At 70.6% G+C, this 26533-nt stretch carries 20 protein-coding genes; 12 read left to right on the top strand and 8 right to left on the bottom strand.

Translation table 11 applies throughout. The annotated features are described in order from the left end of the window. Positions 1-137: 137 nt before the first annotated feature. Positions 138-1313, bottom strand: a complete 1176-nt coding sequence (locus AC08OU_RS01050) for an NB-ARC domain-containing protein (protein WP_476599322.1) — start codon at positions 1311-1313, stop codon at positions 138-140. Between the two features lie 90 nt (positions 1314-1403). Then, the gene (locus tag AC08OU_RS01045) at positions 1404-1946 is read right to left on the bottom strand and encodes a DUF4062 domain-containing protein (RefSeq protein ID WP_476604094.1); all 543 of its coding nucleotides are present in this window, start codon (positions 1944-1946) and stop codon (positions 1404-1406) included. Positions 1947-2133: 187 nt separating this feature from the next. Between AC08OU_RS01045 and cobT the strand changes: the two genes are divergently transcribed. Together cobT and cobS are read left to right on the top strand one after the other, a co-directional pair. After that, entirely contained in the window at positions 2134-3285 is a 1152-nt protein-coding gene (cobT, locus tag AC08OU_RS01040; RefSeq protein ID WP_476599318.1) for a nicotinate-nucleotide--dimethylbenzimidazole phosphoribosyltransferase, read from the top strand. Then, positions 3285-4118, top strand: a complete 834-nt coding sequence (cobS, locus tag AC08OU_RS01035) for an adenosylcobinamide-GDP ribazoletransferase (protein ID WP_462186333.1) — start codon at positions 3285-3287, stop codon at positions 4116-4118. The genes cobT and cobS overlap by 1 nt, the downstream gene beginning before the upstream one ends. Positions 4119-4175: 57 nt before the next feature. On the opposite strand, the gene gcvT is transcribed toward cobS, so the two are convergent. Continuing rightward, the gene (gene gcvT, locus AC08OU_RS01030) at positions 4176-5291 is read right to left on the bottom strand and encodes a glycine cleavage system aminomethyltransferase GcvT (RefSeq protein ID WP_476599316.1); all 1116 of its coding nucleotides are present in this window, start codon (positions 5289-5291) and stop codon (positions 4176-4178) included. Between the two features lie 120 nt (positions 5292-5411). Here gcvT and AC08OU_RS01025 point away from each other — a divergent pair, with 120 nt between their 5' ends. The 3 genes from AC08OU_RS01025 to sucB all read left to right on the top strand — a co-directional run bounded on the left by AC08OU_RS01025 (position 5412) and on the right by sucB (position 10213). Continuing rightward, entirely contained in the window at positions 5412-6995 is a 1584-nt protein-coding gene (locus AC08OU_RS01025; RefSeq protein WP_476599314.1) for a leucyl aminopeptidase, read from the top strand. Positions 6996-7291: 296 nt separating this feature from the next. Further along, positions 7292-8674 carry a dihydrolipoyl dehydrogenase gene (gene lpdA / locus AC08OU_RS01020; protein ID WP_462186327.1) on the top strand — a complete coding sequence of 461 codons (1383 nt, stop codon included), beginning with the start codon at positions 7292-7294 and terminating at the stop codon, positions 8672-8674. An 18-nt stretch (positions 8675-8692) separates the two neighbouring features. Next, a complete protein-coding gene (gene sucB / locus AC08OU_RS01015; protein WP_476601288.1) occupies positions 8693-10213 on the top strand; it encodes a 2-oxoglutarate dehydrogenase, E2 component, dihydrolipoamide succinyltransferase in 1521 nt (506 codons plus the stop codon). Positions 10214-10240: 27 nt separating this feature from the next. Here the strand turns inward: sucB and AC08OU_RS01010 are convergent, their stop codons facing one another. Continuing rightward, positions 10241-11827, bottom strand: a complete 1587-nt coding sequence (locus AC08OU_RS01010; RefSeq protein WP_476601292.1) for a protein kinase — start codon at positions 11825-11827, stop codon at positions 10241-10243. A gap of 210 nt (positions 11828-12037) precedes the next feature. On the opposite strand from AC08OU_RS01010, the gene AC08OU_RS01005 reads away from it, so the two are divergent. The 4 genes from AC08OU_RS01005 (at position 12038) to AC08OU_RS00990 (ending at position 15281) form a co-directional block, all read left to right on the top strand. Further along, entirely contained in the window at positions 12038-12772 is a 735-nt protein-coding gene (locus AC08OU_RS01005; protein ID WP_476591715.1) for a Type 1 glutamine amidotransferase-like domain-containing protein, read from the top strand. Between the two features lie 159 nt (positions 12773-12931). Beyond that, positions 12932-13933, top strand: coding sequence for a lipoyl synthase (lipA, locus tag AC08OU_RS01000; protein WP_476601289.1), 1002 nt, complete (start codon positions 12932-12934; stop codon positions 13931-13933). 117 nt (positions 13934-14050) lie between these two features. After that, positions 14051-14308: a hypothetical protein gene (locus AC08OU_RS00995; RefSeq protein WP_476601290.1), complete on the top strand. Its 258-nt coding sequence runs from the start codon at positions 14051-14053 to the stop codon at positions 14306-14308. Between the two features lie 106 nt (positions 14309-14414). Continuing rightward, the gene (locus tag AC08OU_RS00990; RefSeq protein ID WP_476601291.1) at positions 14415-15281 is read left to right on the top strand and encodes a DUF4191 domain-containing protein; all 867 of its coding nucleotides are present in this window, start codon (positions 14415-14417) and stop codon (positions 15279-15281) included. 75 nt (positions 15282-15356) lie between these two features. Here AC08OU_RS00990 and AC08OU_RS00985 read toward each other — a convergent pair whose 3' ends face one another. Next, positions 15357-15851: an RDD family protein gene (locus tag AC08OU_RS00985; protein WP_462187560.1), complete on the bottom strand. Its 495-nt coding sequence runs from the start codon at positions 15849-15851 to the stop codon at positions 15357-15359. A gap of 182 nt (positions 15852-16033) precedes the next feature. Between AC08OU_RS00985 and glnA the strand changes: the two genes are divergently transcribed. Together glnA and glnII are read left to right on the top strand one after the other, a co-directional pair. Next, entirely contained in the window at positions 16034-17458 is a 1425-nt protein-coding gene (gene glnA, locus AC08OU_RS00980; protein WP_462187559.1) for a type I glutamate--ammonia ligase, read from the top strand. A gap of 729 nt (positions 17459-18187) precedes the next feature. Beyond that, positions 18188-19249: a glutamine synthetase GlnII gene (gene glnII, locus AC08OU_RS00975; protein WP_476602022.1), complete on the top strand. Its 1062-nt coding sequence runs from the start codon at positions 18188-18190 to the stop codon at positions 19247-19249. A 104-nt stretch (positions 19250-19353) separates the two neighbouring features. Here glnII and AC08OU_RS00970 read toward each other — a convergent pair whose 3' ends face one another. Both AC08OU_RS00970 and AC08OU_RS00965 read right to left on the bottom strand, forming a co-directional pair. Continuing rightward, positions 19354-22557: a bifunctional [glutamine synthetase] adenylyltransferase/[glutamine synthetase]-adenylyl-L-tyrosine phosphorylase gene (locus AC08OU_RS00970; protein ID WP_476602023.1), complete on the bottom strand. Its 3204-nt coding sequence runs from the start codon at positions 22555-22557 to the stop codon at positions 19354-19356. Then, positions 22554-23912, bottom strand: a complete 1359-nt coding sequence (locus AC08OU_RS00965) for a glutamine synthetase family protein (RefSeq protein ID WP_462187556.1) — start codon at positions 23910-23912, stop codon at positions 22554-22556. The genes AC08OU_RS00970 and AC08OU_RS00965 overlap by 4 nt, the downstream gene beginning before the upstream one ends. A gap of 187 nt (positions 23913-24099) precedes the next feature. Between AC08OU_RS00965 and AC08OU_RS00960 the strand changes: the two genes are divergently transcribed. Continuing rightward, entirely contained in the window at positions 24100-25905 is a 1806-nt protein-coding gene (locus AC08OU_RS00960; RefSeq protein WP_476604085.1) for an NAD+ synthase, read from the top strand. A 168-nt stretch (positions 25906-26073) separates the two neighbouring features. On the opposite strand, the gene AC08OU_RS00955 is transcribed toward AC08OU_RS00960, so the two are convergent. Then, on the bottom strand, positions 26074-26533 hold a 460-nt coding region (locus AC08OU_RS00955), incomplete at its 5' end, for a hypothetical protein (RefSeq protein WP_476604084.1).

The following is a 26533-nucleotide window of genomic DNA, read 5'->3' as shown; positions in this document are numbered from 1 at the left end:
CCGAGGTGCGGGCGGGCGAGTTTGGCGAGGGTCCATCGCAGGTCGTGCAGCAGGGCGGCGACCTCGTCGGTCCGTTCCGCTCCGGTGAGATGACGGACCAGATAGGCCCAGGCGTATCCGGCGGAGTCGGGCAGCAGTCACCAGGGCGCCGGCATCCGCGACGGTCCGGCGGTGGCGGTCCCGGTGGCGAGAAAGGCGGTGTAGAGGGCATCGCACAGCAGGGCGTCGAGTTCACGCAGCCGTGCCGGGCCGACCCGGACCCGCAGATAGGTGCGAAGCACATCCTGCAGGAGCAGGGAGGGTGGCGTCTGTCGATAGGCGACGACCAGGGACAGGTCCGCGAGCTCCTGGCAGAGATCGTCGACCTCGTCCGGATCGAGGTCGACGGTGGCTCCCCAGTACACCTCGAGTACCTCCCGGGGAATCTCGACGTCCTCGGGAAACACGGCGAGCTCGAGATAACGCTCCAACCGATGCCCGGTGAGCAGCCCAAGGCTCGCCCCCAGGGTCACCTCCACGGCCTCGTTCCGGTCCGCGGCCCGGCTGACGTCAAGCCCGGTCGGACCGCGCCGCTCGAGGCGACGCAGCACCCGCTCGACGGCCCGCGGCACGGTCATCCCATCCCGAATGTGCCGCACCAGGGTCCGGTTCACCAGGCTCAGCAGCATCGGCCACCGACCGGTGACGACCAGCAGCCGCGCCGCGGCCTCCGCCGGCACACCACCGCCGACGTCCCGCAGCAGCAGCGCCATCGCCTCACCGTGGGCCATGGTCGGCATCTCAACCATGCGGGCCCGGGGAGCAAGGTCGCGCAGCCGCGTGGTGACCAGCCGCACCGTGTTCGGACCGCCCTGCAGGAAGGGGCGGAGCTGGGCGCGTTCCCACACGTCGTCGACGATGAGAAGCCGGGGCTCGTCGCCGAGCAGCGTGCCGAGATGAAAACCGGCCTGCTCGGGATCGGAGAGGGCGGGACGAAGACCCGAGAGCGCCTCACTGAGATCATTGACCCGGTCGGCGAGGTGCGCGCCGCCGAGCGACTCCCCGATCGTCACCCACAGCACGCCACCGCCGAACCGCCTGGCGATCTCCGGACGCCGACAGACCTGCTGAGCCAGGGTCGTCTTTCCGATTCCGCCCGTTCCGTACAGGACGACCGGTGCGTCCATCACCCCGCCCGCCGACGCCCCGGAAAACCCCGACGCCCCGGAAGACCCCGCGTCGGCCGCGGGCGTCGCCCCGGCGAGCACCTGCGCGAGAACCGCGGAGGTGAGCGCCGGCCGGGCAACGACACCGCCGCGGTCCGCAGGCACCATCCATGGTCGACGCGGTCGTCCCGGCACCGCCTGGTCCACCGCGGTGGACGGCCCCGCCAGGAGCGACCTGCCCGCGGCCGCCTCCCGGCGCTAGCTCTCCCGCAGCTTCACCAGGGCGTCGAGGACGGCGGTCTCCAGGTCACCCGCGTTGCGGAAGTCGGTCGTGATGATGCCCGATTCCCGCAGCCGGGCACGGAATCGCTTCTGGCGAGCGGGATGCAGGTCGTCGACGAAGTCTCCGAACGGCACCTCGGCGTAGTAGTCGAGGAGGAACACCAGGCGGGGGATCCCGGCGGCGGTTGCCGTGTCGAACTCCAGCTCGGTGTACGAGACCTGCGGCCGGCCGGGCACCGGGGAGCCGTAACGGAAGCCGATGAGGCCGATGTAGACATCGGACGAGCGGACAGCGCGGATGCAGAACTCCGCCGGATCGTCGTCGCGAGCCCCGAAGTACGCCATGTCGATGACCCGGTCCCCGGCCAGCGCGACAGCACGTTCGGCCGCCGCCACGAACGAGCGGTCCCGCGGAAAACGACGCAGCTCAGCGGTGTGGCTCAGGAACACCCGGCGTTCGTGCCCGCCCGCCGCTCCCCCGATGGGAACGGCCGGCACCGGCACCGCGGGCGCTGACACATCCGGCAAAGTACCCGATCTCAACAGCCCGCCGCCTCCGCAACCGGCCTTTGCCAGCCACGCCGGCAAGGACCAACCGTCCCGGCCGCGCCGATCGGCACAATCATGCGGTACGGGGACCGCTGGGAGATACCTTCGCGGGGATGTGGTGCGTTGCCGACCGAGCGGATCAGGTAGTAAGGATCCCGTGGATCCCGATGCGTCAGGCAGCGCCGTTCCCGCCGTTCCCCCGCTGGACTCCGACGCGATGGCGACGGCTCGCCAGCGGCAGACCGAACTGACCAAGCCACCCGGGGCGCTGGGCCGGCTCGAGGATCTGTCCATCTGGCTCGCCGGCGCACAGGCGACCTGCCCGCCCCGTCCCTTCGCCCGGATCCGGGCGGTCGTGATCGCCGGCGACCACGGTGTCGCCCAGGCCGGGGTGTCCGCCTTCCCCAGCGACGTGACCGCCCAGATGGTCTCGAACTTCGCCGCGGGCGGCGCGGCGGTCAACGTGCTGGCCCGCCAGGTCGGGGCCGCCGTGCGCGTGGTGGACGTGTCCGTGGACACCGCGCGGCCCCTCACGCCGGGCGGGGTGGATGGATCGGCCGCACCGGAGCGCTATCGGGTGCGACGGTCGAGCGGACGGATCGACCGCACCGATGCGCTGTCGGTCGCGGAGGCGGACGCCGCGTTCGCCGTCGGCCGACTCATCGCGGACGAGGAGATCGACGCGGGCGCGGACCTGCTTGTTCCCGGCGAGATGGGGATCGGCAACACAACCCCCGCAGCCACCATCGTGGCGCTGCTGTGCGACCGGGAGCCGATCGAGGTGGTCGGCCGCGGGACGGGGATCGACGACCAACGCTGGATGATCAAGACGACCGCGATCCGGGACGCGATGCGGCGCGGCCGGCTGTTCACCGGCGACGCGCATTCGGTGCTGCGGGTCGTCGGTGGAGCCGATCTGCTCGCCCTGGCCGGGCTGCTGGTGCAGTCCGCCGTGCGACGGACGCCGGTCATCCTCGACGGTGTGATCGTCTGCGCGGCGGCGCTGGCCGCAGAGCGGATCGCCCCGGGAGCAAACCAGTGGTGGGTGGCCGGCACCCGGTCCACCGAGCCCGCCCAGGGAATCGCACTGGACGCACTCGGTCTGACCCCCCTGGTCGACGCCGGCCTGCGTCTCGGGGAGGGTACCGGTGCGCTCCTCGCCGTTCCGTTCCTGCGGGCGGCCCAGGCCACGCTGGCCGAGATGGCGACGTTCGACCAGGCCGGTGTCAGCGGGAAAGCCGAGGTCGGCGGGGAAGCCGAGGTCAGCGGCAGCCAGGAGGGCTCAGGCCCCGCGGCCGGTGCCCCGTGATGCTCGAGGCGAGAACAGCATTCACGCTGCTCACCGTCCTGCCGCTGCGGGGCCCGGAGCACACCGACCGGCGGCTCGCGGGCCGGGCGATGGCCCTGGCACCCTTCGTCGGCCTGGCCTTGGGGCTGCTTGCCGGCAGTGCGGTGTTCGCCACCCGGATCGTCACGGCGGTTCCCGGTCAGCGCACCCAGACCCTGCTGCCGGCCGTCGTCGGCGTCGCGGTGCTCGCTCTGGTCACCCGGGGCCTGCATCTCGACGGGCTGGCCGATCTCGGGGACGGGCTCGGCGCCTGGCGAGCGCGGGGCAGGGATCGCGCCTTGGAGATCATGCGCGAGTCGACCATCGGAGCCTTCGGAGCGATCATTGTCCTGTTCGTGGTGCTGCTTCAGGTCGGGGCCCTGAGCACGACGATCTCGGCGCATCGCGGCACGCTGTCGATTCTGGTCGCCGCGATGACCAGCAGGCTCGCGGCCACCCTGGCCTGTACCGGCGCCATCCCGCCGGCTCGGCCGGATGGCCTCGGTGCGCTGGTCGCGGGAACCGTGCGGACCCGGGACGCGGTGCTGTCCTTCCTGGCTGTCTGCGCCGTCGCGGCGCTGGCCGGACTGCTGGACTTCGACGGCGGCGACCCCGGCCGGGCGCTGCGAGCGGTCCTCGCGGTCTGGGTCGGGACAGGCGTCTCGTTCCTGCTCCGGCGGTATCTGCTCACGCGCTTCGGCGGGATCACCGGAGACATCCTCGGCGGGCTTATCGAGATCACCGCGGCGGCGACCCTGCTCGCCATGGCCATGACGATCCCGACGCCCGTCCTGCACGCCCTCGGCCTGCACTGACAGCGCGGCGGACGCCGCCCGCTGGAGTCCGCCGGGCAGGCCCGCCCGGCGGCTGGGCTACTTGGGCGAGGACCCGACGAACGGCGGCCGGACAACCGTCATGGGACTCGGACGGCCCCGGACGTCGACGTTCACCGTGTCGCCCGCCTGCACGGACCGGTCCAGCAGGGCGAGTCCGATCCCCTGGCGCAGCGTCGGAGAGAACGTGCCGCTGGTGACCTCACCGACCGTGGCACCAGCCGCGGAGGTCACGGTCATGTGCGGACGGGGAATCGCCCGGCCGGTGGACCGCAGCCCCCACAGCAGGCGGGAGGCGCCGGCGGACCGCTCCGCGAGCAGGGCGTCGCGTCCCCAGAAGCGATCCTTGTCCCAGCCAACGGCCCATCCGGAGCGGGCCTGGACCGGCATGATCGACAAGGAGAGGTCCTGGCCATGCAGCGGATACCCCATCTCGGTCCGCAGCGTGTCGCGGGCGCCGAGGCCGACCGGCACGACGCCGAGCGGCTCACCTGCCGCGAACAGCGCATCCCACAGCGCAGGGGTGTCGTCCCAACGGGGCAACAGCTCGTAGCCTCGCTCTCCGGTGTAGCCCGACCGGCACACGATCACCGGGTGGCCCTTCCACTCCGCGTCGACGAAACTCATGTACGTCCCGCCGGTGGGCAGGCCGAGGGCGCCGAGCAGGTCGACGCAGGCCGGTCCCTGGACCGCCACCACGCCGTACCCGGTGTGCAGGTCGGTGACGGACACGCCCGCCGGCGCCGCCGCGGCAAGGCGAGCGACGACCTGTGCGGTGTTCGCGGCATTCGGGACGAGGAAGACCTCCTCGCCGGAGTACAGGTAAGCGATCAGATCGTCGACGACCCCGCCGGTCTCCTCGCAGCACAAGGTGTACTGCGCCTGGCCGGGGCCGATCCGGCGCAGGTCGTTGGTCAGGCAGGCGTTGACGAAGGCGGCGGCGCCGGGGCCGGCGATCCTGGCCTTGCCGAGATGGCTGACATCGAAGATCCCGACCGCGCCGCGGACCGCCTGGTGCTCGGCGAGCACCCCGCGGCCGGCGTACTCGATCGGCATCTCCCAGCCACCGAACCCGGCCATCTTCGCGCCCAGCTCGACGTGCCGGTCGTACAGCGGGGATCGACGCAGCTCTGGGGATCGACGCAGCTCTGCCATGGCCAGCAGCCTAGTATCAGGCCGGCACCGGCCGAAACGACCGCGGGCCTGGCCTCCGGCCACCCGCCGGTGGCGTCCGGATCACCGCCGGGAAGACGTCCCGTTCAATACGCTCACTGCATGACCACCATCGTGCCCAGTACCGCCGCTCTCGCCGATCTCGATGTGGACGCGGTGGTGATCGGCACCGCCACCGGCGACGAGGGGCTCCTCGTGACCGGGGGCGCGGCGGACCTGGACACCGCGCTCGGCGGCCGGCTGACGGAGGTGCTTGCCTCGCTGGGTGCGACCGGCAAGGCCGGCGAAACGGTCCGCTTCGCCACCCTCGGTGCCGTGCCCTGCACGACGGTCCTCGCGGTCGGGCTGGGCCCCCTCGCCACGTCGTCCACGCCGATGTCGTCCACGCCGATCGACACCGAGGCACTACGCCGGGCGTCCGGGGTCGCGGTGCGCTCCCTCGCCGGGACCGCGCGGGTGGCCGTCGCTCTGGCGGCCGCGCCGGGCGCGGTCACGCCGGAGTCGGTGCGGGCCGTGACCGAAGGCGCGTTGCTCGGCACCTACTCCTATGACGGGCTGCGCACCACGTCAGCGAACGGCCGCCCACGCCCCGTCGAGGAGCTGACGCTGCTCGTTGACGAGCAGAGCCTCCCGACGGCGGAAGAGGAACTGCGCCGGGCCGTCATCATCACGGATGCGGTCACCCTGGTCCGCGATCTGGTGAACACTCCGCCGAGCCATCTGTCCCCCGCCCTGCTCGCCGACATCGCCGTCGAGCGGGCCACCGCCGCCGGCGTGACAGTCGAGGTCCTCGACGAGGTGACGCTCGCCGAGGGCGGCTTCGGAGGCCTGCTCGGTGTCGGCCAGGGATCCGCGAATCCGCCGCGGCTGGTGCGGCTGGAATGGCGCGGCGGTGGATCCGAGCGGCCGGCGCTGGCGCTGGTCGGCAAGGGCATCACCTTCGATTCCGGGGGATTGTCCCTGAAGCCGTCGACATCCATGGAATGGATGAAGACCGACATGGCGGGCGCGGCCGCGGTGCTCGGCACCGTCATCGCCGCGGCCCGGCTCAAGCTCCCGATCACTCTCACCGGCTGGATGCCCTGCGCGGAGAACATGCCCTCGGGCGACGCGATCCGTCCCTCCGACGTTCTCACCCTGCGCGGCGGCACCCGGGTGGAGGTGCTCAACACCGACGCCGAGGGCCGGCTGGTGCTCGCCGACGCCCTCGTCCGCGCCAACGAGGAGTCACCGGACCTGATCGTGGACGTGGCCACCCTGACCGGCGCACAGATTGTCGCCCTCGGCCACCGGACGAGCGGGCTGATGGGTCGTGCGGCCGCGGTGGACGCGGTCGCGGCGGCGGCCGCCGCCGCCGGCGAGAGCGTCTGGCCGATGCCCCTTCCGCCGGATCTGCGCAAGGGACTGGACTCAACAGTGGCCGACATCGCCAACGTGCCACCGGGAGGCAACCGGGATGGCGGCATGCTGGTCGCCGCGCACTTCCTCGCCTCGTTCGTCCCCGAGAAGGTGTCCTGGGCGCACATCGACATCGCCGGTCCCTCCTGGAACGGTGGAGAGCCCTACGGCCACACCCCCAAGGGGGGGACCGGCATGATCGTACGCACGCTCGTCCAGCTGGCGCAGGACCGCGCGGCGATGGTGGCCTCCCCCGGTTCGGCCACTGGTTCCCCGGCTGAGAGCTGACCTGCGGAGGAAGGTAGGTACACAACGGTTGCTGGCGCATCGCGCAATGCAGCACACTCACGCCCATCCGAGCGGCAGTGGACGCACGACGTGAAAGACTGGCATCCGGTCGCCGTGGCTAGGCGAGTCGTGGCCTGACGCTCCTGCTTCGGCGGCCGCGCTCAGCGGCGGGAACGCCGTCGGGAGCGGCGGCCAACCGCTCCACCGGCTTCGCCGCCGAGCGTAGCGGGCACTACGAGTAACGCTCTCAGCACCACCAGCAAGACCTCAGGATTCAACGAGAAGGGACCCCTGGCGTGACGAATTCAGCGGCCGGTCCCGTCGACCTGGTCATCCTCGGTGGCGGCAGCGGCGGATACGCCGCCGCGCTGCGCGCCGCGGAACTCGACCTGAGCGTCGTTCTGATCGAGAAGGACAAGCTCGGCGGCACCTGCCTGCACCGAGGTTGCATCCCGACCAAGGCGCTGCTGCATTCGGCGGAGATCGTTGACAACATCAACGAAAGCGAGGCCTTCGGGGTTCGCTCGACCCTCGACGGCATCGACATGGCCACGGTCAACTCCTACAAGGACTCGGTCGTCGCCGGGCTCTTCAAGGGGCTGACCGGCCTGATCAAGTCCCGGGGGATCGAGGTCGTCGAGGGATTCGGCCGGCTGGTCTCCCCGACCGCCGTGGCCGTCGGAGACCGGGTCATCGAGGGGCGGCACGTCCTGCTCGCGACCGGTTCGTACTCCAAGACCCTGCCCGGCCTGGACATCGACCACGACAAGGTCATCACCAGCGATGACGCCTTGGCCCTCGACCGTGTGCCGGCCTCCGCGGTGGTACTGGGCGCCGGGGCCATCGGATGCGAGTTCGCCTCCGTCTGGCGGTCCTACGGGGCCGAGGTGACCATCGTCGAGGCGCTGCCGCACCTCGTCCCGCTCGAGGACGAGTCCAGCTCCAAGCTGCTGGAGCGCGCCTTCCGCAAGCGCGGCATCAAGCAGCATCTCGGCGCGCGGTTCTCCGGGGTGAAGTCCACCGACCAAGGCGTGACGGTGTCCCTCGAGAACGGGACCACCATCGAGGCCGAACTGCTGCTCGTCGCAGTCGGTCGTGGACCGGTCTCGGAAGGTCTCGGCTACGAGGAGGTCGGCATCGCGACCGACCGCGGCTACGTGCTGGTCGACCGTCAGCTGCGCACGAACATTCCGACCGTGTCCGCGCTGGGCGACCTGCGGCCCGGGCTCCAGCTCGCCCACGTCGGCTTCGCCGAAGGCATCTTCGTCGCAGAGCAGCTCGCCGGGCTGGGCCCGGTGCCGGTCGACTACGACAACGTTCCGCGGGTCACCTACTCCCATCCGGAGGTGGCCTCGGTCGGCCTGACCGCCGCGGTCGCCAGGGAGCGGTACGGCGAGATCAAGACGGTCACCTACAACCTGGCGGGCAACGGCAAGTCCCAGATCCTCAGGACCTCCGGTGCGGTCACTCTGATCGCGGTCCCCGATGGTCCGGTGGTGGGCGTGCACATGGTCGGCGACCGGGTCGGCGAGCTCATCGCCGAGGCTCAGCTCATCACCAACTGGGAGGCGTTCCCCGCCGAGGTCGCCCAGCTCATCCACCCGCATCCCACGCTGTCCGAGGCTCTCGGCGAGGCGCATCTGGCGCTGGCCGGCAAGCCCCTTCACGTCCACGGTTAGCGGGCACCGCCCTGGATCGTGCCTGCCCGCGCCACCCCCGCGGCCCGATCCGCCCAGGATTCAGGCCACGCCAAGCATGAGCGCCTCCGGCCGGCCGCCCGCGCGGTGCAGATGCCGGACGCGACGAAGGAGTCGTTCCGCATGTCTGTATCTGTCAGAATGCCCCGGCTCGGGGAGAGTGTCTCCGAGGGAACCGTCACACGGTGGCTGAAGCAGGAGGGTGAACGCGTCGAGGCCGACGAGCCACTGCTCGAGGTCAGCACCGACAAGGTCGACACCGAGATCCCCGCCCCCGCCTCCGGTGTCGTCAGCTCGATCAAGGTCGCCGAGGATGAGACCGTCGAGGTCGGCGTCGAGCTCGCGGTGATCGACAACGGGTCCGCGGGTGGCGGCGCCGCACCGGCGCAGGCCGCGCAGGCGCCCGCCGCGCCGGAACCCGTGAAGCCGGCTGCCGCGGCGCCTCCGCCTCCGCCTACTCCGACGCCCGCACCCGCACCCGCACCGACGCCCACGCCGGCACCGGCGTTCGCTCGTCAGCCGGAGCCCACCCCGGTCCCGGCCCAGATCCCGGCCGCCGCCAACGGGAACGGCGACGGCATCGGTCGCTACGTCACCCCGCTCGTGCGCAAGATGGCCGCCGAGCTCAGCGTGGACCTGGGGACCGTGGCGGGAACCGGGCCGGGTGGACGTGTCACCAAGCAGGACATCCAGGACGCCGCCCGGTCGCGGGACGCGGCTCCCGCAGCGCAGGAGACTCCCGCGGCCCACCCCACAGCCCCGGCTGCCCCGGCCGTGGCGCCGACCGGCGCAGCCCCCGTCCGCGGACGGACCGAGAAACTCTCCCGCCTGCGGGCGTTGGTCGCTCGCCGCATGGTCGAGTCGCTGCAGATCAGCGCGCAGCTCACCACCGTGGTGGAGGCCGACGTCACCCGGATCGCACGGCTGCGGGACCGGGCGAAGAGCGACTTCCAGGCTCGGGAGGGCATCAAGCTGTCATTCCTGCCGTTCTTCGCCTTGGCGACCTGCGCGGCGCTGCGTGAGTTCCCGCAGCTCAACTCCAGCATCGACGTCGAGGCGGGCACGGTCACCTACCACGGGGAGGAGAACCTCGGCATAGCCGTGGACTCCGAGCGTGGTCTGGTCGTGCCCGTCATCCACAACGCCGGCGATCTCAATCTCATCGGGCTGGCACGCAAGATCGACGACCTGGCGAGCCGCACCCGGGCCAACCGAATCTCGCCCGACGAGCTCGGCGGGGGCACCTTCACCCTGACGAACACCGGCAGTCGAGGCGCCCTGTTCGACACACCGATCATCAACCAGCCGCAGGTGGGCATCCTCGGCACCGGCATCGTGACGAAGAAGCCGGCCGTCGTCGACGATCCGGAGCTGGGCGAGATCATCGCGGTTCGTTCGACGGTGTACCTGTCCCTCACCTACGACCACCGCATCGTCGACGGTGCCGACGCAGCTCGCTTCCTGGCCTTCATTAAGCACCGGCTGGAAAACGGAGCCTTCGAAGCCGAACTCGGTCTGTAGCCCGGTCCCGGCCGGCTGACCGGACGGTCAGCCGGCCGGGACCGGGACGTTCTCCGAGACCCGCCAGCCGGAGCCGGTACGGATCAGGGTGAGGTCACGCCGTTCCGGCGGCTTCGCCGCCTGATGCGCCAGCACCTTCCCCCCGGCGTCGAGGAAGTCGTAGGCGTTCAGGCGTTGGGTGACCCGCAGCACGGTGCGGTCCGGTTCCTCGACCCGGACCTTGAGATCGAGGATGTCGCTGCGCAGTGCCGAGGCATGCGCCCCCCTCGCGACCACCTGCCTCATCAGCGCGACGTCCGAAGCGTGCAGCTCACTACCCGCGGCATCAGACTCTGTCAGGAGGTTCTCGTCAGCCCGCTCGAACGCACGGCTGCGCGCGGTGTTCAACTCGGCGAGTACCGAACGCCAGACCTGCTCGGGCGACTGATTGGCGACCGGCGACGCCGTCGGTTCCCGCCCAGCCGCGGAGGCTGCACCGGTTGGTGGCGCAGATGTCCCGGCCGCGCCGGGCGCATCGTCCTTCTCCGGGCTGGCCAGCAGCAACGCGACGGCCACCACGACCACCAGCAGGCCCAGCCCGGCGGTCACCGGGAACAGCAATCGCTGGCGGCGGGCTCCCACCCGACGCGGTCGGCGCGCGGAGGTCGGCCGGGTGCTTCGGCCCGGAGAGCTGAGGCCCCCCGGGGTGGCCGCACCCCCGGTGGCCGACCCGTTGCCCCCGGCACCCCGGCCGCCACCGCGGGCGGCCTTCCGAGGGTTGGTCGTCGCACGGGTCGACCGTCGGGGCGGTGGCGGCAATGAGTCGAGCAGTTCCGCGGCGTCGACGGCCGTCGCTCCGGTGATGGTTCGGTCGGGCGGGGCCGGATCGCCGGGCGGGTCCACCCGGGGGATCACCGGCAGGGTTTCGGTCGGCGAGGGGCCGCGCCGCGCCGCGCCACCCGGCTCGCCGCCGCCCACCAAGCGGACCGGGAGCGGAGTCGCACTGCGGGCCAGCGACGCGGCGAGTTCCAGGGCACTCGGTCGTCGGCGCGGGTCGTCGATCATGGCGGTCACCACCGCCACCGCGGCTGCGTCCGGCCCGGTGGCCTCACGCATCGCCCCGAGCAGCAGAGTGGCCAGATCATGGACATCCGCAGACGCGGCCTCGGGTGGAATCGGATCCGGTCTGGCGGCGTCGGCCAGCGCCGCGGCCCCGAGCCCGATCAGAACCGGACGCCCGTTCGGCTCCAACAGGATGTCCTCACGCTCGAGCCGGCCATGCACGACGCCGACGGCGTGCGCGGCCGCCAGGGCCTGCGCGATCGGCAGACCGATCGTGACGACCTCACCGGGGTCCAGGTCCCCGCGGGCGGCGAGCAGCCGCGCGAGGCTGACACCGCCGACGACCGGCTCGGTGATCAACGCCAGGCCCTCCGCGGTCGGCAACACCGCCACGACCGGCACCAGATGGGGATGCTCCAGGTCCACGAGGGCCCGGGCCGCGATAACCGCCGCGGAACGCAGCACTGGGTCCGGCGCCAGCCGCACCCGCCGCACCACGCACTCGATCCCGGACTGGTCGAACTGACCCGACCAGAGCTCTCCAGAGCCGGCGTCCCGCAGGCGGGAACGCATGCTCACCCCCGGGACCTCGGGTACGCGGCCGACGCGCCGGGCCGGTCTGTCCGCGGAATCGTCGGTGAAGGTCACAAGAAGCGACGCTAGGCTCAAACTCGTCCGGTCTGCATACCTCTTCGTCCGGTTGTGGATAACTTTTTACGATCCGCCGCGGGGCATGCGATCGATGACCGTCACGTGCGACAGCCTTCAGAGAGCGACGAACCTGTGCAGATCCTCGCCACCAGCGGTGGCTTCCTTCCGGACGGCCGCTACGGAGCCAAGGTCGGTCCCATCCTCCATCACGCCATCAGTCTGTCCGCAACGGGCGCACGGCCCCGGGTCTGCCTGCTGCAGACCGCCCTGGGCGACGACCAGGCCGCCTACGCCCGCGGGTACGCGGCGTTCAACCGCGACCGACCCGACGTGCTGGTCTCCCACCTCACGCTGTTCCCGATGCCGAACATCGCCGACATCCGCGCCCATCTGCTGGCGCAGGACGTCGTCTGGGTCGGCGGGGGCAGCGTCGCCAATCTGCTCGCGGTCTGGGCCGTGCACGGGCTCGGTGAGATCTTCCGCGAGGCGTGGGAGGCGGGGGTCGTGCTCGGCGGAGTCTCCGCCGGTTCACTGTGCTGGCATATGGGCGGCACCACCGACTCCTTCGGCCCGGATCTCCGCCCGGTGGCGAACGGCCTCGGCCTGCTGCCCTTCAGCAACACCCCGCATTACGACTCGGAGGCCGGCCGGCGGCCGCTGTTCCAGCGGCTGGTCGCCGAGGGCACGCTGCCGGCCGGATGGGCGACCGACGACGGAGTGGGTCTGCACTTCCACGGCACCGATCTCGTCGAGGCGGTGGCCGACCGGCCCGGGGTGCACGCCTGGCGGGTCGAACGCGGTCCGGACGGCACCGCCGTGGAGACCGCGGTGGTGCCCCGTCTGCTACCCGCGGTGCCCCGCGACTGAGCCGGCAGGCTTATGATTGTGGATGTTCTCAGGCTTTCCGCGGTCCCCTACCGCGAAGCATGGGACATACAGCGATTCCTCGCCGAAATTCGCTTGGCCGCGGAGCGGCCCCTTCTTCGCACCGGTCGCTGAGCAAGCTGAGCAGATGGAGCTGGTGGTATGATCGCCGTCGCCCCCGAGGGTCGTCCGCTGCTGCGCATCGAGGCCCGTAATGCGCAGACGCCGATCGAACGCAAGCCATCGTGGATCAGGACTCGGCTGCGCACCGGCCCGCAGTACCAGGACGTCAAGGGGCTGGTCCAATCGGCCGGGCTGCACACGGTGTGCGAGGAAGCCGGCTGTCCCAATATCTACGAATGCTGGGAGGACCGCGAGGCGACCTTCCTGATCGGCGGGGAGGTCTGCACCCGCCGCTGCGACTTCTGCCAGATCGACTCCGGGCGGCCCGCACCGCTCGACCATGACGAGCCGCGCCGGGTGGCGGAGTCCGTCGCCACCATGGGCCTGCGGTACGCGACGGTCACCGGAGTCGCTCGGGACGACCTCGCGGACGGCGGCTCGCGGCTGTACGCGGAGACGGTCCGCCAGATCCACGCTCGCTCGGCCGGTACCGGCGTGGAGGTCCTGATCCCGGACTTCGGCGGCCGGCCCGACCAGTTGGGCGAGGTGTTCGGCGCGGCGCCCGAGGTACTCGCCCACAACCTCGAAACCGTACCCCGGATCTTCAGGCGGATCCGGCCGGCGTTCCGGTACGAACGCTCACTCGACGTGCTGCGCCAGGCCCGCCAGTCCGGGCTGGTCACGAAGTCGAACCTCATCCTGGGTCTAGGTGAGACGGCGGAGGAGATCCACACGGCCCTGCGGGATCTGCGGTCGGCGGGGTGTGAGCTACTCACCGTGACCCAGTACCTGCGCCCGACGCCGCGGCACCATCCGGTCGAGCGGTGGGTGCGGCCGGAGGAGTTCCTCGACTGGGAACGTGTCGGCGCGGAGCTCGGCTTCTCCGGGGTGATGTCCGGTCCGCTCGTCCGGTCTTCCTACCGGGCCGGCCGTCTCTACCAGCAAGCGATGACGGCACGTGACCAGGGTCGCAGCGAAATGTCCGTTCCCCCGGAAAGTGGGTCGGAGAACTCTCACGGGCAACGGCCGAGTCCGTGGTGACCATTCCTCGAAGCAGCTAGAATTAGCTTAGCGTTACCCCCTTGTTACGTGGGGGTCATCCTCTTCGCCCATCATCGAGGTGTGTGCCCACGACCGTGCCGGGAGGTCGTTCCCATCGTGCTCCGTTCACTGCTCAGCGTTCTCGAAGAAGTGACCCTGCTGCTGCTGCCGCACGGAGGTCAGAAGACCGCGCGTCGTAACGCGTGGCGGGCGGCCACCGATCTGCACGTGACGACCGGCTATCGATGGATGGACACCACCGTGCCGCTGTCGGTCACGCCGGTCACGCCCGCGCCGCCCCGAGTCACCACCCCGGGCCGCCGCCCCGCGTCCGCTCGCGGTCGCCACCCAGCACTGATCCGCGTCACGCCCTGATCACGCCCGGCAGTCAGATCCGCCGGACTTCCCGCCGGCCAATGGCGATCGGCGGGCGCGGGACGAGCATGCCTACCGCCAGCCAGGAGGCCGTAGGCTCGCGGTCATGGCACTGAAGAAGAAGCCGACGGACGCCCCGGGGTCGGCGACCCCGGGAGCGGCGGGGAAGGACCAGTCGGCGGGCGCAGCCGACAAGAACGGCGCGGCTGGCAGGCGCGGCACCAATCCTGGCGCCGCGGGGAAGATCCCCGGCACGGCCGGCAAGGGTGGCGCGGCCGGTCGGAACGGCCGCAGCGGCGAGGCGGGACCGGGAAAGGGATTCACCACCCGGGTCACCCAACTCCGGATGATCTACAAGGTCACCCGGCAACGCGATCCGCAGGCGCTCTGGATCACCCTGGCAGGCTTCCTCGCTCCGGTCGCCGTCGGCATCGTGCTCGCAATCTTCGTCGGTCCGCTGTACCTGTGGATTCCGATCGCCCTCCTGCTCGGGGTGGTCGTCGCCCTGAACCTGTTCAGCCGACGGGTGCAGCGGACCGCCTACACCGAGATGGAAGGCAAACCGGGCGCCGCCGCCGGGGTGATCGAACGGATGCGGGGCGACTGGCGCCTCACCCCCGCCGTCGGCGTCAACCGGCATCAGGATGTGGTGCACCGTGTCGTCTGCCGCGCCGGGGTCGTGATCATCGCGGAGGGTCACGGGCGTGGCCCGCGGGAACTGCTCGCCGCCGAGAAGCGCCGGATCCGCAAGGCCGTCGGCGACACGCCGGTGACCGACATCATCGTCGGCACCAGTGAGGGGGAGACTCCCCTGCCCAAGCTGCAGAGCACCCTGATGCGGCTGCGGCGCACCCTGCGCCGCGGCGAGGTCGATGCCCTTGACCGTCGCCTGCGGGCGATGGGCGGCGCAGCGCTGCCGATCCCGAAGGGACCGATCCCCCGCAACATCCCGCGCGGCGGCCGCATCCGCTAGCGCCGCCGCCAGGCGTGGTCCGCCGTGCCACCCACGGTGGACCACCCCCGAAGCCCCGTAGTGGAGGGATCCGCGCTACTTTTCGGGGCCGGGCTTCTCGGGGCCGGAGCCCACGGGGTCGCGCACCACCACGGTCCCGGCGGCGCGATCGTGAAGGCCGCGTAGGTCACGGTCCCAGATGAACACCGGGATGAACAGGCCCAGCAGAACGGTACGCACGACGATCCACGGCCAGGACTGCCGACCACAGTCACGCAGCCGGATCACGCGGATGCCGACCAGCCGCATGCCGATCGTCTGGCCGGCCGTACCGACGAGGATCAGCTCCTCGAGCAGGAAGACCGCGTAGATCGCGAGGCCACGCGCGTCGGCGGTGTAGCTCAGTCCGACGATGTACAGCATGCCGACGATCAGGTTCGCGGCGACCGCGTCCACGAGGTAGGCCAGCAGGCGCGGACCGAACCCGACCACGGATCCTCGGCCGTCCCGCGGCAACCCGAGGCGTACCCCGGGCGGGGTGTCCCGCGGCAGACCTGGCCCGTCAAGCCAGCCTCCAAGTGCTCGTCCCACGACGCAAGCTTATGTGGCACCGCAACATGCACCCAACTCATCACGTTGAGTGATTAAGTAGGTTTCGGTAACGCTACGGAAACTATCCCGTGATGTCGTGCGCCGACGGCCTGGTGACCGGAGACACGCCAACATGGCGTAACCTGTGGCCCTAAGAAGCGTGACGCGATGCTGGAGGACGAATGTTCGCAAAAGCAGAAGACGTGCTTCGCTATATCCGGGACGAAGACGTTCAGTTCATCGATGTCAGGTTCTGCGATCTTCCCGGGATCATGCAGCACTTCACCATCCCGACCCAGGTCTTCGCGGAGTCGGTGTTCACCGAAGGCCTGATGTTCGACGGCTCGTCGATCCGCGGCTTCCAGGCCATCCACGAGTCCGACATGCTGCTGCTGCCGGACCCGCACACCGCTTTCGTGGACCCCTTCCGCGAGCACAAGACCCTCGCCATGACGTTCTTCATCCATGACCCGATCACCAAGGAACAGTACTCCCGGGACCCGCGCAACATCGCCAAGAAGGCGGAGACCTATCTCCGGGGCACCGGCGTCGCGGACACCGCGTATTTCGGTCCGGAGGCGGAGTTCTACATCTTCGACGATGTCCGCTATGACTACAACCCCTACGGGTCGATGCACCAGGTCGACTCGGTCGAAGCCGCCTGGAACACCTCCCGGAAGGAAGAGGGCGGAAACCTCGGGTACAAGCCGAGGTTCAAGGGCGGCTACTTCCCGGTGCCGCCCACGGACCACTTCACCGACCTGCGTTCCGAGATGACCCGGGTGCTCTATGAGACGGGTATCACCGTCGAGATGCAGCACCACGAGGTCGGCACCGCGGGCCAGGCGGAGATCGACATCAGGTACGACACGCTCCTGAAGACCGCCGACAACCTGATGCTCTACAAGTACATCATCCGCAACGTCGCCCGCGGCCGCGGCAAGACCGTTACCTTCATGCCGAAGCCGCTGTTCGAGGACAACGGATCCGGTATGCACGTCCACTCCAGCCTGTGGAAGGACGGGGAGCCGCTCTTCTACAGCCCGAACGGGTACGGCGGTCTCTCGGACACCGCCCGCTACTACATCGGGGGGCTGCTGCACCACGCCCCGGCGCTGCTGGCCTTCACCAACCCCACCACGAACTCCTACCGTCGGCTCGTGCCCGGCTACGAGGCGCCCGTCAACCTGGTCTACTCGGCCCGCAACCGGTCGGCGTGCTGCCGCATCCCGCTCAGCGGTGACTCACCGAAGGCCAAACGGGTCGAGTTCCGCGTGCCGGACCCGAGCTGCAACCCGTATCTCGCCTTCGCCGCGATTCTGATGGCGGGGCTCGACGGCGTGCGGAACAAGATTGATCCGCCGGACCCGATCGACAAGGATCTCTACGACCTCCCACCGGACGAGCTGGCCGCGGTTCCCCAGGTCCCGGGTTCGCTGGAGAAGGTGCTCGACGCGCTGGAGGCGGACAACGAGTTCCTGCGGGAGGGTGACGTCTTCACCGCGGATCTGATCGAGACCTGGCTGGACTACAAGCGGGTCAACGAGGTCGACGCCATCCGCCTGCGGCCGCATCCTTACGAGTTCACCCTCTACTACGACATCTGACGCCCAGCCGTAAGGTTCCGGCCATTGACCCATCGCCGGGCCGCGGGTGATCCGGCGGGCGCCGAGGCGGTGACCGCGGCCTGCTCCCAGACAGGTGCGGCACGGTGAACCGCGGGGGGTCGGTCACGCTCTCGAGGCGGGCGGCCCCGATTGACCCCTGCGGTTCGTCTGGTCCTTCGCCGCGGTGGCAGAAGGCCTCTTCGAGCCGGGGACGCGTACGGAAACCAGGTCGCGCCGCCATCTCCGGGCGGAGACCGGCCGAAGGCCCGCCGATATCCACCGAGTGCCGGCGAGCGCCAGAAAGATCACGGGCAGGGGATGCCCGGACCCTTTCCCGGGGTACCAGGCGAAACCCCCGAACCCACATTGAAAATTAATATACTAATTCCCCGAGGCCCTACTTCGACGACGTCGGAGGCGGGCCTCACGTCTATGCGGAACGGCGCGGTCCGGAATACCGGCCATCTCCCTCCGACACCCGCCGGGACACCACGACACGAAAGCGGAGCCGGGGACTCCGAAAATCCCGGACGGCAGTCGGCCCCGATCGCCCAGGGTCAGCCTTTCGTGACATAGCAGAGACCGAAAATTAACAATCACGGAACAGGAAGGTAACTGGGCACGACAAGGCTCCGGTCGAACCCTCCCGTCATTCGCGGCCTGGGTCGGCTGGCCAGGCCGATCACGAAGCCGCTCCGTAACGTGCAGGATCAACCACGGGGAGTATGAGTGAGTTATCAGGCCGAATACATCTGGATCGACGGCACCGAGCCCGAGCCGCTGATGCGCAGCAAGACCCGCATCATCAGGGACGGTAAGGAGCCGGAGATCTGGGGCTTCGACGGCTCGAGCACCAACCAGGCGCCCGGATCGAACTCGGACTGCGTGCTGCGGCCCGTCTTCGTCACGCCCGACCCGCTGCGGGGTGGCGACAACCTCCTGGTGCTCTGCGAGGTCGAGCTGACCGACTTCACGCCGCACCCGACGAACACCCGGGCCGCCGCCCGGACCGTCGCCGAGAAGTACGCCGACATGACGCCGATGTTCGGCATCGAGCAGGAGTACACCTTCTTCAAGGACGGCCGTCCCTACGGCTGGCCGGAGGTCGGCTACCCCTCGCCGCAGGGACCGTACTACTGTGGCGTCGGCGGCTCGAAGATGCCCGGCCGCCAGATCGTCGAAAGGCACGCGCAGGCCTGCCTCGACGCCGGTCTCGCCATCGAGGGCACCAACGCCGAGGTCATGATGGGCCAGTGGGAGTTCCAGATCGGCGTGCTCCCCGCCCCGGCGATCGGCGACCAGATTTGGCTGGGCCGCTGGCTGCTCCACCGGATCGCCGAGGACTACGGCGTCGAGGTGTCGTTCGCCGCCAAGCCGGTCCCGGGCGACTGGAACGGTGCCGGCGCGCACACCAACTTCTCCACCAGGCAGACGATGGAGGGCTGGGACGCCATCGTCGCCTGCTGCGAGGCGCTCGGCACCCGGGTGCTGGAGCACGTGACCCACTACGGTCACGGCATCCAGGACCGACTGACCGGTAAGCACGAGACGGCTCCGTGGAACAAGTTCTCCTGGGGCGCCTCCGACCGCGGCGCGTCGATCCGGATTCCGTGGGCTGTCGAGAAGGCCAAGAAGGGCTGGCTGGAGGACCGCCGCCCGAACGCGAACATGGACCCGTACCTGGTCTCCGCGCTCATGATTGACACCTGCTGCAGCGCCCTGGCCGGCGATAAGCCGACGCTGTTCGTGCCGTCCCAGACCACCCCGGCCCCGGCCGGGGCAACCGTCTGACGAACGGTCACCAGGCCGGAGCACAGGCTGCCGTGGCGGTACTCCCGACGACACGACCGCCTGCCCGGTCTTACGGTGGCGCGGTTCCGGCACCACCGGGCGTGCTAGCCGAAATCCGCGGTCCGCTCGCGCGCGAACACCTCCTCGACGACGGCGCGGGCCAGCGCCGCCGACCGGCGGTGCTCGGCGACGAGCTCGCCGGCCCGGTCGGAGGGATATCCCGCCGCGCTCGCCATCGCCTCCAGACCGGGCGGGCGGTCAGGGACGACGTCCGGACGCGGCCAGCCGGCCAGCGTGCTCGCGTTCCGGATGCGGGAGGCGGACATCCAGGCCGCGCGCAGGATCTCCGCCTCGCTCGCGTCGAGCAGACCGGAGACGACCGCGGCCCCCAGGCCCTCGAGCGTCGACGTCGTGCGCAGCGTGGGAATCTGCCGGCCGTGGCGCAGCTGGAGGATCTGCACCGCCCACTCCACGTCGGTCAGCCCCCCGGGGCCGAACTTCAGGTGCAGCGCGCGATCGACTCCCCGTGGGATCCGTTCCCGCTCCATCCGCCCGCTCAGGCGGATGATCTCGTCCAGGGCGCCCGCGGGAAGCGTGGTCGGGTAACGCACCGTGTCCGCTAGCCGGCAGAACCGGTAGGCAAGCCCGGGATCACCGGCCAGGGGCTCCGCCCGCAGCAGCGCCTGCGACTCCCACTCCTGCGACCACCGTTGGTAGTAGGCCGCGTACGCCTCCAGCGTGCGTGAGGCCGGGCCACTGCGCCCCTCCGGACGCAGCGCTGTGTCCAGGCGCAGCGCCGGATCGGGTCCGGGAACGGCGAGCAGCCGGTGCAGCTCACCGACCACCTCGGCGACAGCCCTGCTCGCCCGGTCCGCTGACGCCCCTGGCCTGGCCTCGTGCACGAACAGCACGTCGGCGTCGCTGCCGTAGGACATCTCCGCGCCGCCGAGCCGGCCCATCGCGATCACCGAGATCCGCGCCGGCAACGACTCCGGGTCACCTCCGGCGACCCTGCGCTCGGCGACAAGCAGGGACGCGGCGATGGTGGCGGCCGCGGCGTCCGCCAGCGCCCGGCCCACGGCTGCGACGTCCTGCAGGCCGAGCAGGTCCGCGCAGGCGACCCGGACCAGTTCGACGCGGCGCACCGCCCGGGCCCGCCCGACGGCCTCCTCCCAGTCGGGGTTGCGGTGGGCGATCGCCACCATGGTCCGGACCAGTGCCTCCCGCGGCACCGGGACGAGATCGTCCTCGGTGCGCAGCAGCCGCACCGACTCCGGCGCGCGGGCCATCAGGTCCGCCACGTACCGGCTGGTCGCGAGTACCCGGGCGAGCCGGTCCGCGGCGCCGGCGGAGTCCCGCAGCAGCCGCAGATACCACGGGGCGCGCCCGAGTGCCTCGCTGACCCGGCGATAGGCCAGCAGCCCGGCATCGGGATCGGGGGCGTCGGCGAAGGCGGGCAGCATCGTCGGCAACAGGTGGCGTTGGATCGCGGCCGTCCGGCTCACCCCTCTGGTCAGCGCCTCGATATGGCGCAACGACCGGTCCGGCGCGGCGAATCCGAGCGCGGCCAGCCGGTCGGCCGCCTCCTGGGGAGTAAGGCGGATCTCCTCCGTCGACAGGCGGGCGACCGCCTCCAGCAACGGCTGGTAGAAGAGCTTCTCGTGCAGCGATCGGACGGATCGGACCACCCGGGCGTGGGCGTCCTCGAACGCCTCCGCCGTGCGCAACCCCATCGACCGGGCCAGCCAGCGCAGCTCGGTGGCGTCCCGGGGCAGGGTGTGCACCCGGCGCAGCCGTTGCAGCTGAAGGCGGTGCTCAGCGTTACGGAGAAAACGGTAGGCGTCGGCGAGCCCGGCCGCGTCGCGCCGACCGACGTAGCCGCCGCGGGCCAGACCGTCGATGGCGCCCAGGGTGGATGCGACCCGCAGCTTGGCATCCACCCGGCCGTGGACGAGTTGCAGCAGCTGGACGGCGAACTCGACGTCGCGCAGGCCGCCCGGCCCCAGCTTGAGATTGCGCTCCGCCTCCGCGCGGGACAGCGTCGACTCCACCCGGCGCCGCATCGCCCGCACGTCGGCCACGAAGCCGGGACGGGAGGCCGCCGTCCACACCATGGGCGCGACCATCGCGCAGAACTCGGCGCCCAACGCCAGGTCGCCCGCGATCGGGCGGGCCTTGAGCAACGCCTGGAACTCCCAGGTCCGGGCCCAGCGGCGGTAGTAGGCGTGATGGCTGGCGAGCGTGCGGACCAGGGCACCGTCCCGGCCCTCCGGGCGAAGCCCCACATCGACCTGGAACAGCGCACCGGCGGCGGTGACGGTGCCGGCGGCTCGGACCAGCCCCTCCGCCAGCCGTGCCGCCGCCGTCAGTACCGCCGGCCCGGCCGGTTCCGCCCCGATCTTCCCCCCGTTCGCCGTACCGTTCGCCGCATCGCGGGGTGCCGTCGGCTCGGCGACGAACACGACATCGACGTCGCTGACGTAGTTCAGTTCCCGTCCGCCGCACTTGCCCATGCCGATCACGGCGAGCCGGACCGGGGGCAGCCGCGGGTCGAGCCCGGCACGGGCGACCGCCAGCGCCGCGTCCAGCGCGAATCCCGCCAGATCGGCGAGTTCGGCCGTGGCCTCGTCGAGTGGCACCGCGCCGGTCAGGTCCCGCGCCGCGAGGACCAGCAGCGCCCTGCGGTACGCGGTCCGCAGGGCGTCGAGGATCTGGGGACCGTCGCCCGCCGCCCGGGGCGCCGGATCGTCCGGATCCGCGCCGACCGCGCGCAGCAGACCTGCCCGCACGCTCGCCGCCTCCGGCGGGGTGGTGACCACCTCGTCGGCTTCCAGGATGTGCCAGTCCGCCGGATGGCGGGCAAGATGATCGCCGAGCGCGATGCTCGCGCCGAGCACGGCGGCGAGCCGTTCCCGCAGCCCCTCGTGGCGGGCCAGCGCACCGACGAAGGCCGCGCCCCCGGCCGGGCCGAGGGCGTCCACGAGCCGGTCCAGCGCGGCGAGAGCCCGGTCCGGATCGGCCGCAGCCGCCAGCGAGCCGACCACGACGTTGGCCTCGAGCCGTTCCTCGCGCACGATTCCCACGGTGGCGGGACCGGGCAGGACATCCCTGCCGGCGGTGGGCGACTGGACGGCCGGGCTGAGCAGGCCGAGGCGGCGCATTGTCGTCTCGACCCGGTCGACGTCGGTGAAGCCGAGTCGCGCGAGCTGCGCGGCGACCGAGCTCCCCCGCGGATGGGCCGCGACCGGTCCCGGCCCGACCGGCCCCGCCCCGGCTGTGGGGGGCCGGGTGCCGGTCCGCCCGGTCATAGCACCGGCAGGTACCGGTCGATCTCGAACGGGGTCACCTGCCGACGGTATTCCAGCCACTCGGCCCGCTTGTTCCGCAGGAAGAAGTCGAACAACTCGTCGCCGAGGGTCTCCCGCACAAGCGCGGAACGCTCCATCACCTTGACCGCCTCGGCGAGCGAGCCGGGCAGAGCGGTGATCCCGCGCTCACGACGCTGCGTGTCGGTGAGCGTCCAGACGTCGTCCGCCGAAGCCGGTGGCAGCTCGTAACCACCCTGGACACCCCGCAGGCCGGCTGCCAGCACCAGGGCGAAGGTCAGATACGGGTTGCACGCGCTGTCCGGCAGCCGGAACTCCACCCGGGTGGCGTTGGATTTGTGGAGCTTGTAGAGCGGAACCCGCACGAGCGCCGAACGGTTGTTGTGGCCCCAGCACACATAGGCCGGCGCCTCCAGCACCTCGCCGACCCGCTGGTCGCCGATGAGCCGCTTGTAGGAGTTCACCCACTGGTTGGTCACCGCGGTGATTTCGGCGGCGTGCGCGAGGAGCCCGGCGATGAAGGCCTTCGCCACCTTGGACAGCTGATAGTCATCGGTCGGGTCGTGAAAGGCGTTGCGGTCACCCTCGAAAAGGCTCAGATGGGTGTGCATCCCCGACCCGGCCTGGTTACCGAACGGCTTGGGCATGAAGGTGGCGTAAATACCTTGCCGCAACGCCACCTCCTTGACCACCTGGCGGAAGGTCATGATGTTGTCGGCGATGGTGAGGGCGTCGGCGTAGCGGAGATCGATCTCCTGCTGGCCGGGGGCCACCTCGTGGTGGCTGAACTCCACCGAGATGCCCAGCCGTTCGAGCATGCTGATGGCCTGTTGCCGGAAATCATGGCTGATGTCATTGGGGGTCAGGTCGAAGTAGCCTGATTCGTCCACCGGCGGGGGCACCGGGCCACCGCGTTTCGGCGGCTCCCTGAGCAGGAAGAACTCGATCTCCGGATGGGTGTAGAACGTGAACCCCGCGTCGGCCGCCCTGGCTAGCGCGCTCCGCAGCACCCAGCGCGAGTCGGCGGCGGCGGGCGTGCCATCCGGCATCACGAGGTCGCAGAACATCCGGGCAGTGAGCGGATGTTCACCGCGCCAGGGAAGCACCTGGAAGGTGGAGGGGTCGGGCCGGGCCAGCATGTCGGCCTCGTGTACCCGCGCAAAGCCCTCAATGGCGGACCCGTCGAAACCGATACCCTCCGCCAGCGCCCCCTCGAGCTCCGCGGGGGCGATCTCTACCGACTTCAGGTACCCAAGTACGTCGGTGAACCAGAGCCGAACGAAGCGGATGTCCCGCTCCTCCAGAGTCCGGAGAACGAACTCCTGCTGTTTGTCCATAGTGCCTCCGCGCTGAGGATGTGGACTCGACGATACGGGCCACCCGATGTGCTTATCCCGAGCATAGCGACTACATCCGTTCGTCGCTGTGATGTTGCCTGGTAGCAACCAGTCCGCCAACGGCGTGTTACCTACCCTCCCGACACGGGACCTAACGGCCCACGCCGCGACCGCCTACGCTGCAACCATGGCCCAGCTGCGGATCGCCCTCGCCCAGGTGGACACGACCGTCGGGGATCTCGCTGGTAACGCCGACCTGGTCAGTACCTGGACGAAACGGGTCGTCGCCGACGGCGCTCATCTGATCGCCTTCGGTGAACTCACGTTGACCGGCTATCCGCCGGAGGACCTCGTCCTGCGCCGGTCCTTCGTCGCCGCGAGCCAGCGGGCGCTGGTGGCCCTGGCCCGCCGGCTGGCCGAGGAGGGGTGTGGCGAGATCGCCGTCGTCGTCGGCTACCTCGATGCGTCCGCGCAACCCGCGCCGAGTGTGGGACGCCCGGCCGGTGAACCGCAGAACGCCGCCGCGGTGCTCTGGGGCGGCGAGGTCGTCGCGCGTTACGCCAAGCATCACCTGCCGAACTACGGCGTCTTCGACGAGTTCCGCTACTTCGTGCCCGGCACGGCCTTTCCGGTGCTGCGGCTGCACGGGATCGACGTGGGCGTGACGATCTGCGAGGACCTGTGGCAGCAGGGCGGGCCGATCACCGTGGCCCGCCGGTCCGGGGTCGGCCTCGTCCTGTGCATCAACGGCTCCCCCTACGAGCAGGGGAAGTCCTTCCAGCGCGACGCCCTGTGCGCCGAGCGCGCCCGGGAGGCCGCGGCCGCCCTGGCCTACGTCAACCTCGTCGGCGGGCAGGACGAGCTGGTCTTCGACGGGGACTCCCTCGTCGTCGACGCCGCGGGGGAGCTCGTCGCGCGGGCCCCGGTCTTCAGCGAGGCGCTGCTGATCACCGACCTGGACCTGCCCGCGGCCGGTCCCGGCCCGGCGCGGGCGGTGTCCGGGGCCATCGACGCCGGGGCCATCGACGCCGAGGATGGCACGACGATGACGGTGACGCGCACGATACTGGCCGCCGAGCCGCTGGCACCGTTCACCCCCCTGCCGCCGGTCGTCGCCGACCGCCCCGAGCCCGCCGGGGAGCTGTACACCGCGCTGGTCACCGCCACCCGCGACTACATCCGTAAGAACGGCTTCTCCTCGGTGGCGCTCGGGCTGTCCGGCGGTATCGACTCCGCGCTCGTCGCGACCATCGCGGTCGACGCGATCGGCGCCGGCGCCGTCCACACCGTCGCCCTGCCCTCGGGCTACTCGTCGGGGCACTCGGTGACCGACGCCGCCGAGCTCGCCCGCCGCCAGGGCACGCGGCACTCCGTGGTGCCCATCGAGCCGATCGCCGCCGCGTTCCGCGCCGCCGCCGCCCCCCTCGGCGGGCTGCACGGCCTCGCGGACGAGAACCTGCAGGCCCGGGTGCGCGGAACGCTGCTCATGGCGTTGTCGAACCAGCATGGGCACCTGATCCTCACCACCGGCAACAAAAGCGAGCTGGCAACGGGGTTCTCCACCCTCTACGGAGACAGCGCCGGCGGCTACGCCCCCATCAAGGACGTCTCGAAGACCCGCGTCTGGGAGCTGGCGCGCTGGCGCAACGCCGCCGCGGAGAAGCGTGGCGAGGTGCCGCCCATTCCCGAGGAGATCATCGTCAAGGCGCCGTCCGCCGAGCTTGCCCCGGGCCAGCTCGACTCCGACCGGCTGCCCGACTACGGCATCCTCGATCCCGTCCTGGACGACTACGTCAGCCACGACCAGGGCCGGGCCGAGCTGATCGCGGCCGGGCACGATCCGGCCGTGGTGGACAAGGTGATCCGGCTCGTCGACCTCGCCGAGTACAAGCGCCGACAGAACCCGCCCGGGCCGAAGGTGACCTCCAAGGCGTTCGGCCGCGACCGCCGACTGCCGATCACCTCCCGCTGGCGCGAGAACCCGCCGGCCTGACCAGCCGCGCGGGCCGGGGCCAGCCGCGCGGCTCGAGTCGAGCCGTTACAGCCGGCGCTCGTTTTATGCCTGGCCCTTAGGAGTCGAAATGAAATAACTTGCGCATTTCGAACCCTCCACAGGACTGTGACCTGCGATGATGCTCTCGATCACGTATTTGTTACTTCATTACGTCCCCTTACGCCCCATACCGAGTGCCTTTCGGTACAGCTCCGGGACGCGGTATCGCTCGGTGTCATCGCGGGTACCAAGATCGATGCCGAGGAGGCCGACCTCCAGCCCGAGGTTCTCGACGTCCGAGTCGACCTCCAGCTCTCGCGCCGGAAACGGCGTACGTCCGATCCCCCGGAGGGCATCGAACAAGGGAACGAGCTCGGCAAACTCGTCCTGCAGGGAGTCGATTTCCTGTTCACTGATGTCATCCAGCGACTCCACGAGCGCCCGGGGACGTATCAGGCTGCGCTCGTAGTAGGGCGGTGCCAGCGACAGTCGCCGCTCTCGGTCAGCGGCGAGGTGGAAAAGCCGGACAAGCGAGCGTGGCGAGTGGTTTCCATTGCTGTCCGAAAGGGGACGTAATGAAGTAACAAATACGTGATCGAGAGCATCATCGCAGGTCACAGGCCTGTGG

Source organism: Frankia sp. CcMO1 (assembly GCF_977945845.1).
This window is presented reverse-complemented; position numbering and strand designations above follow the sequence as displayed.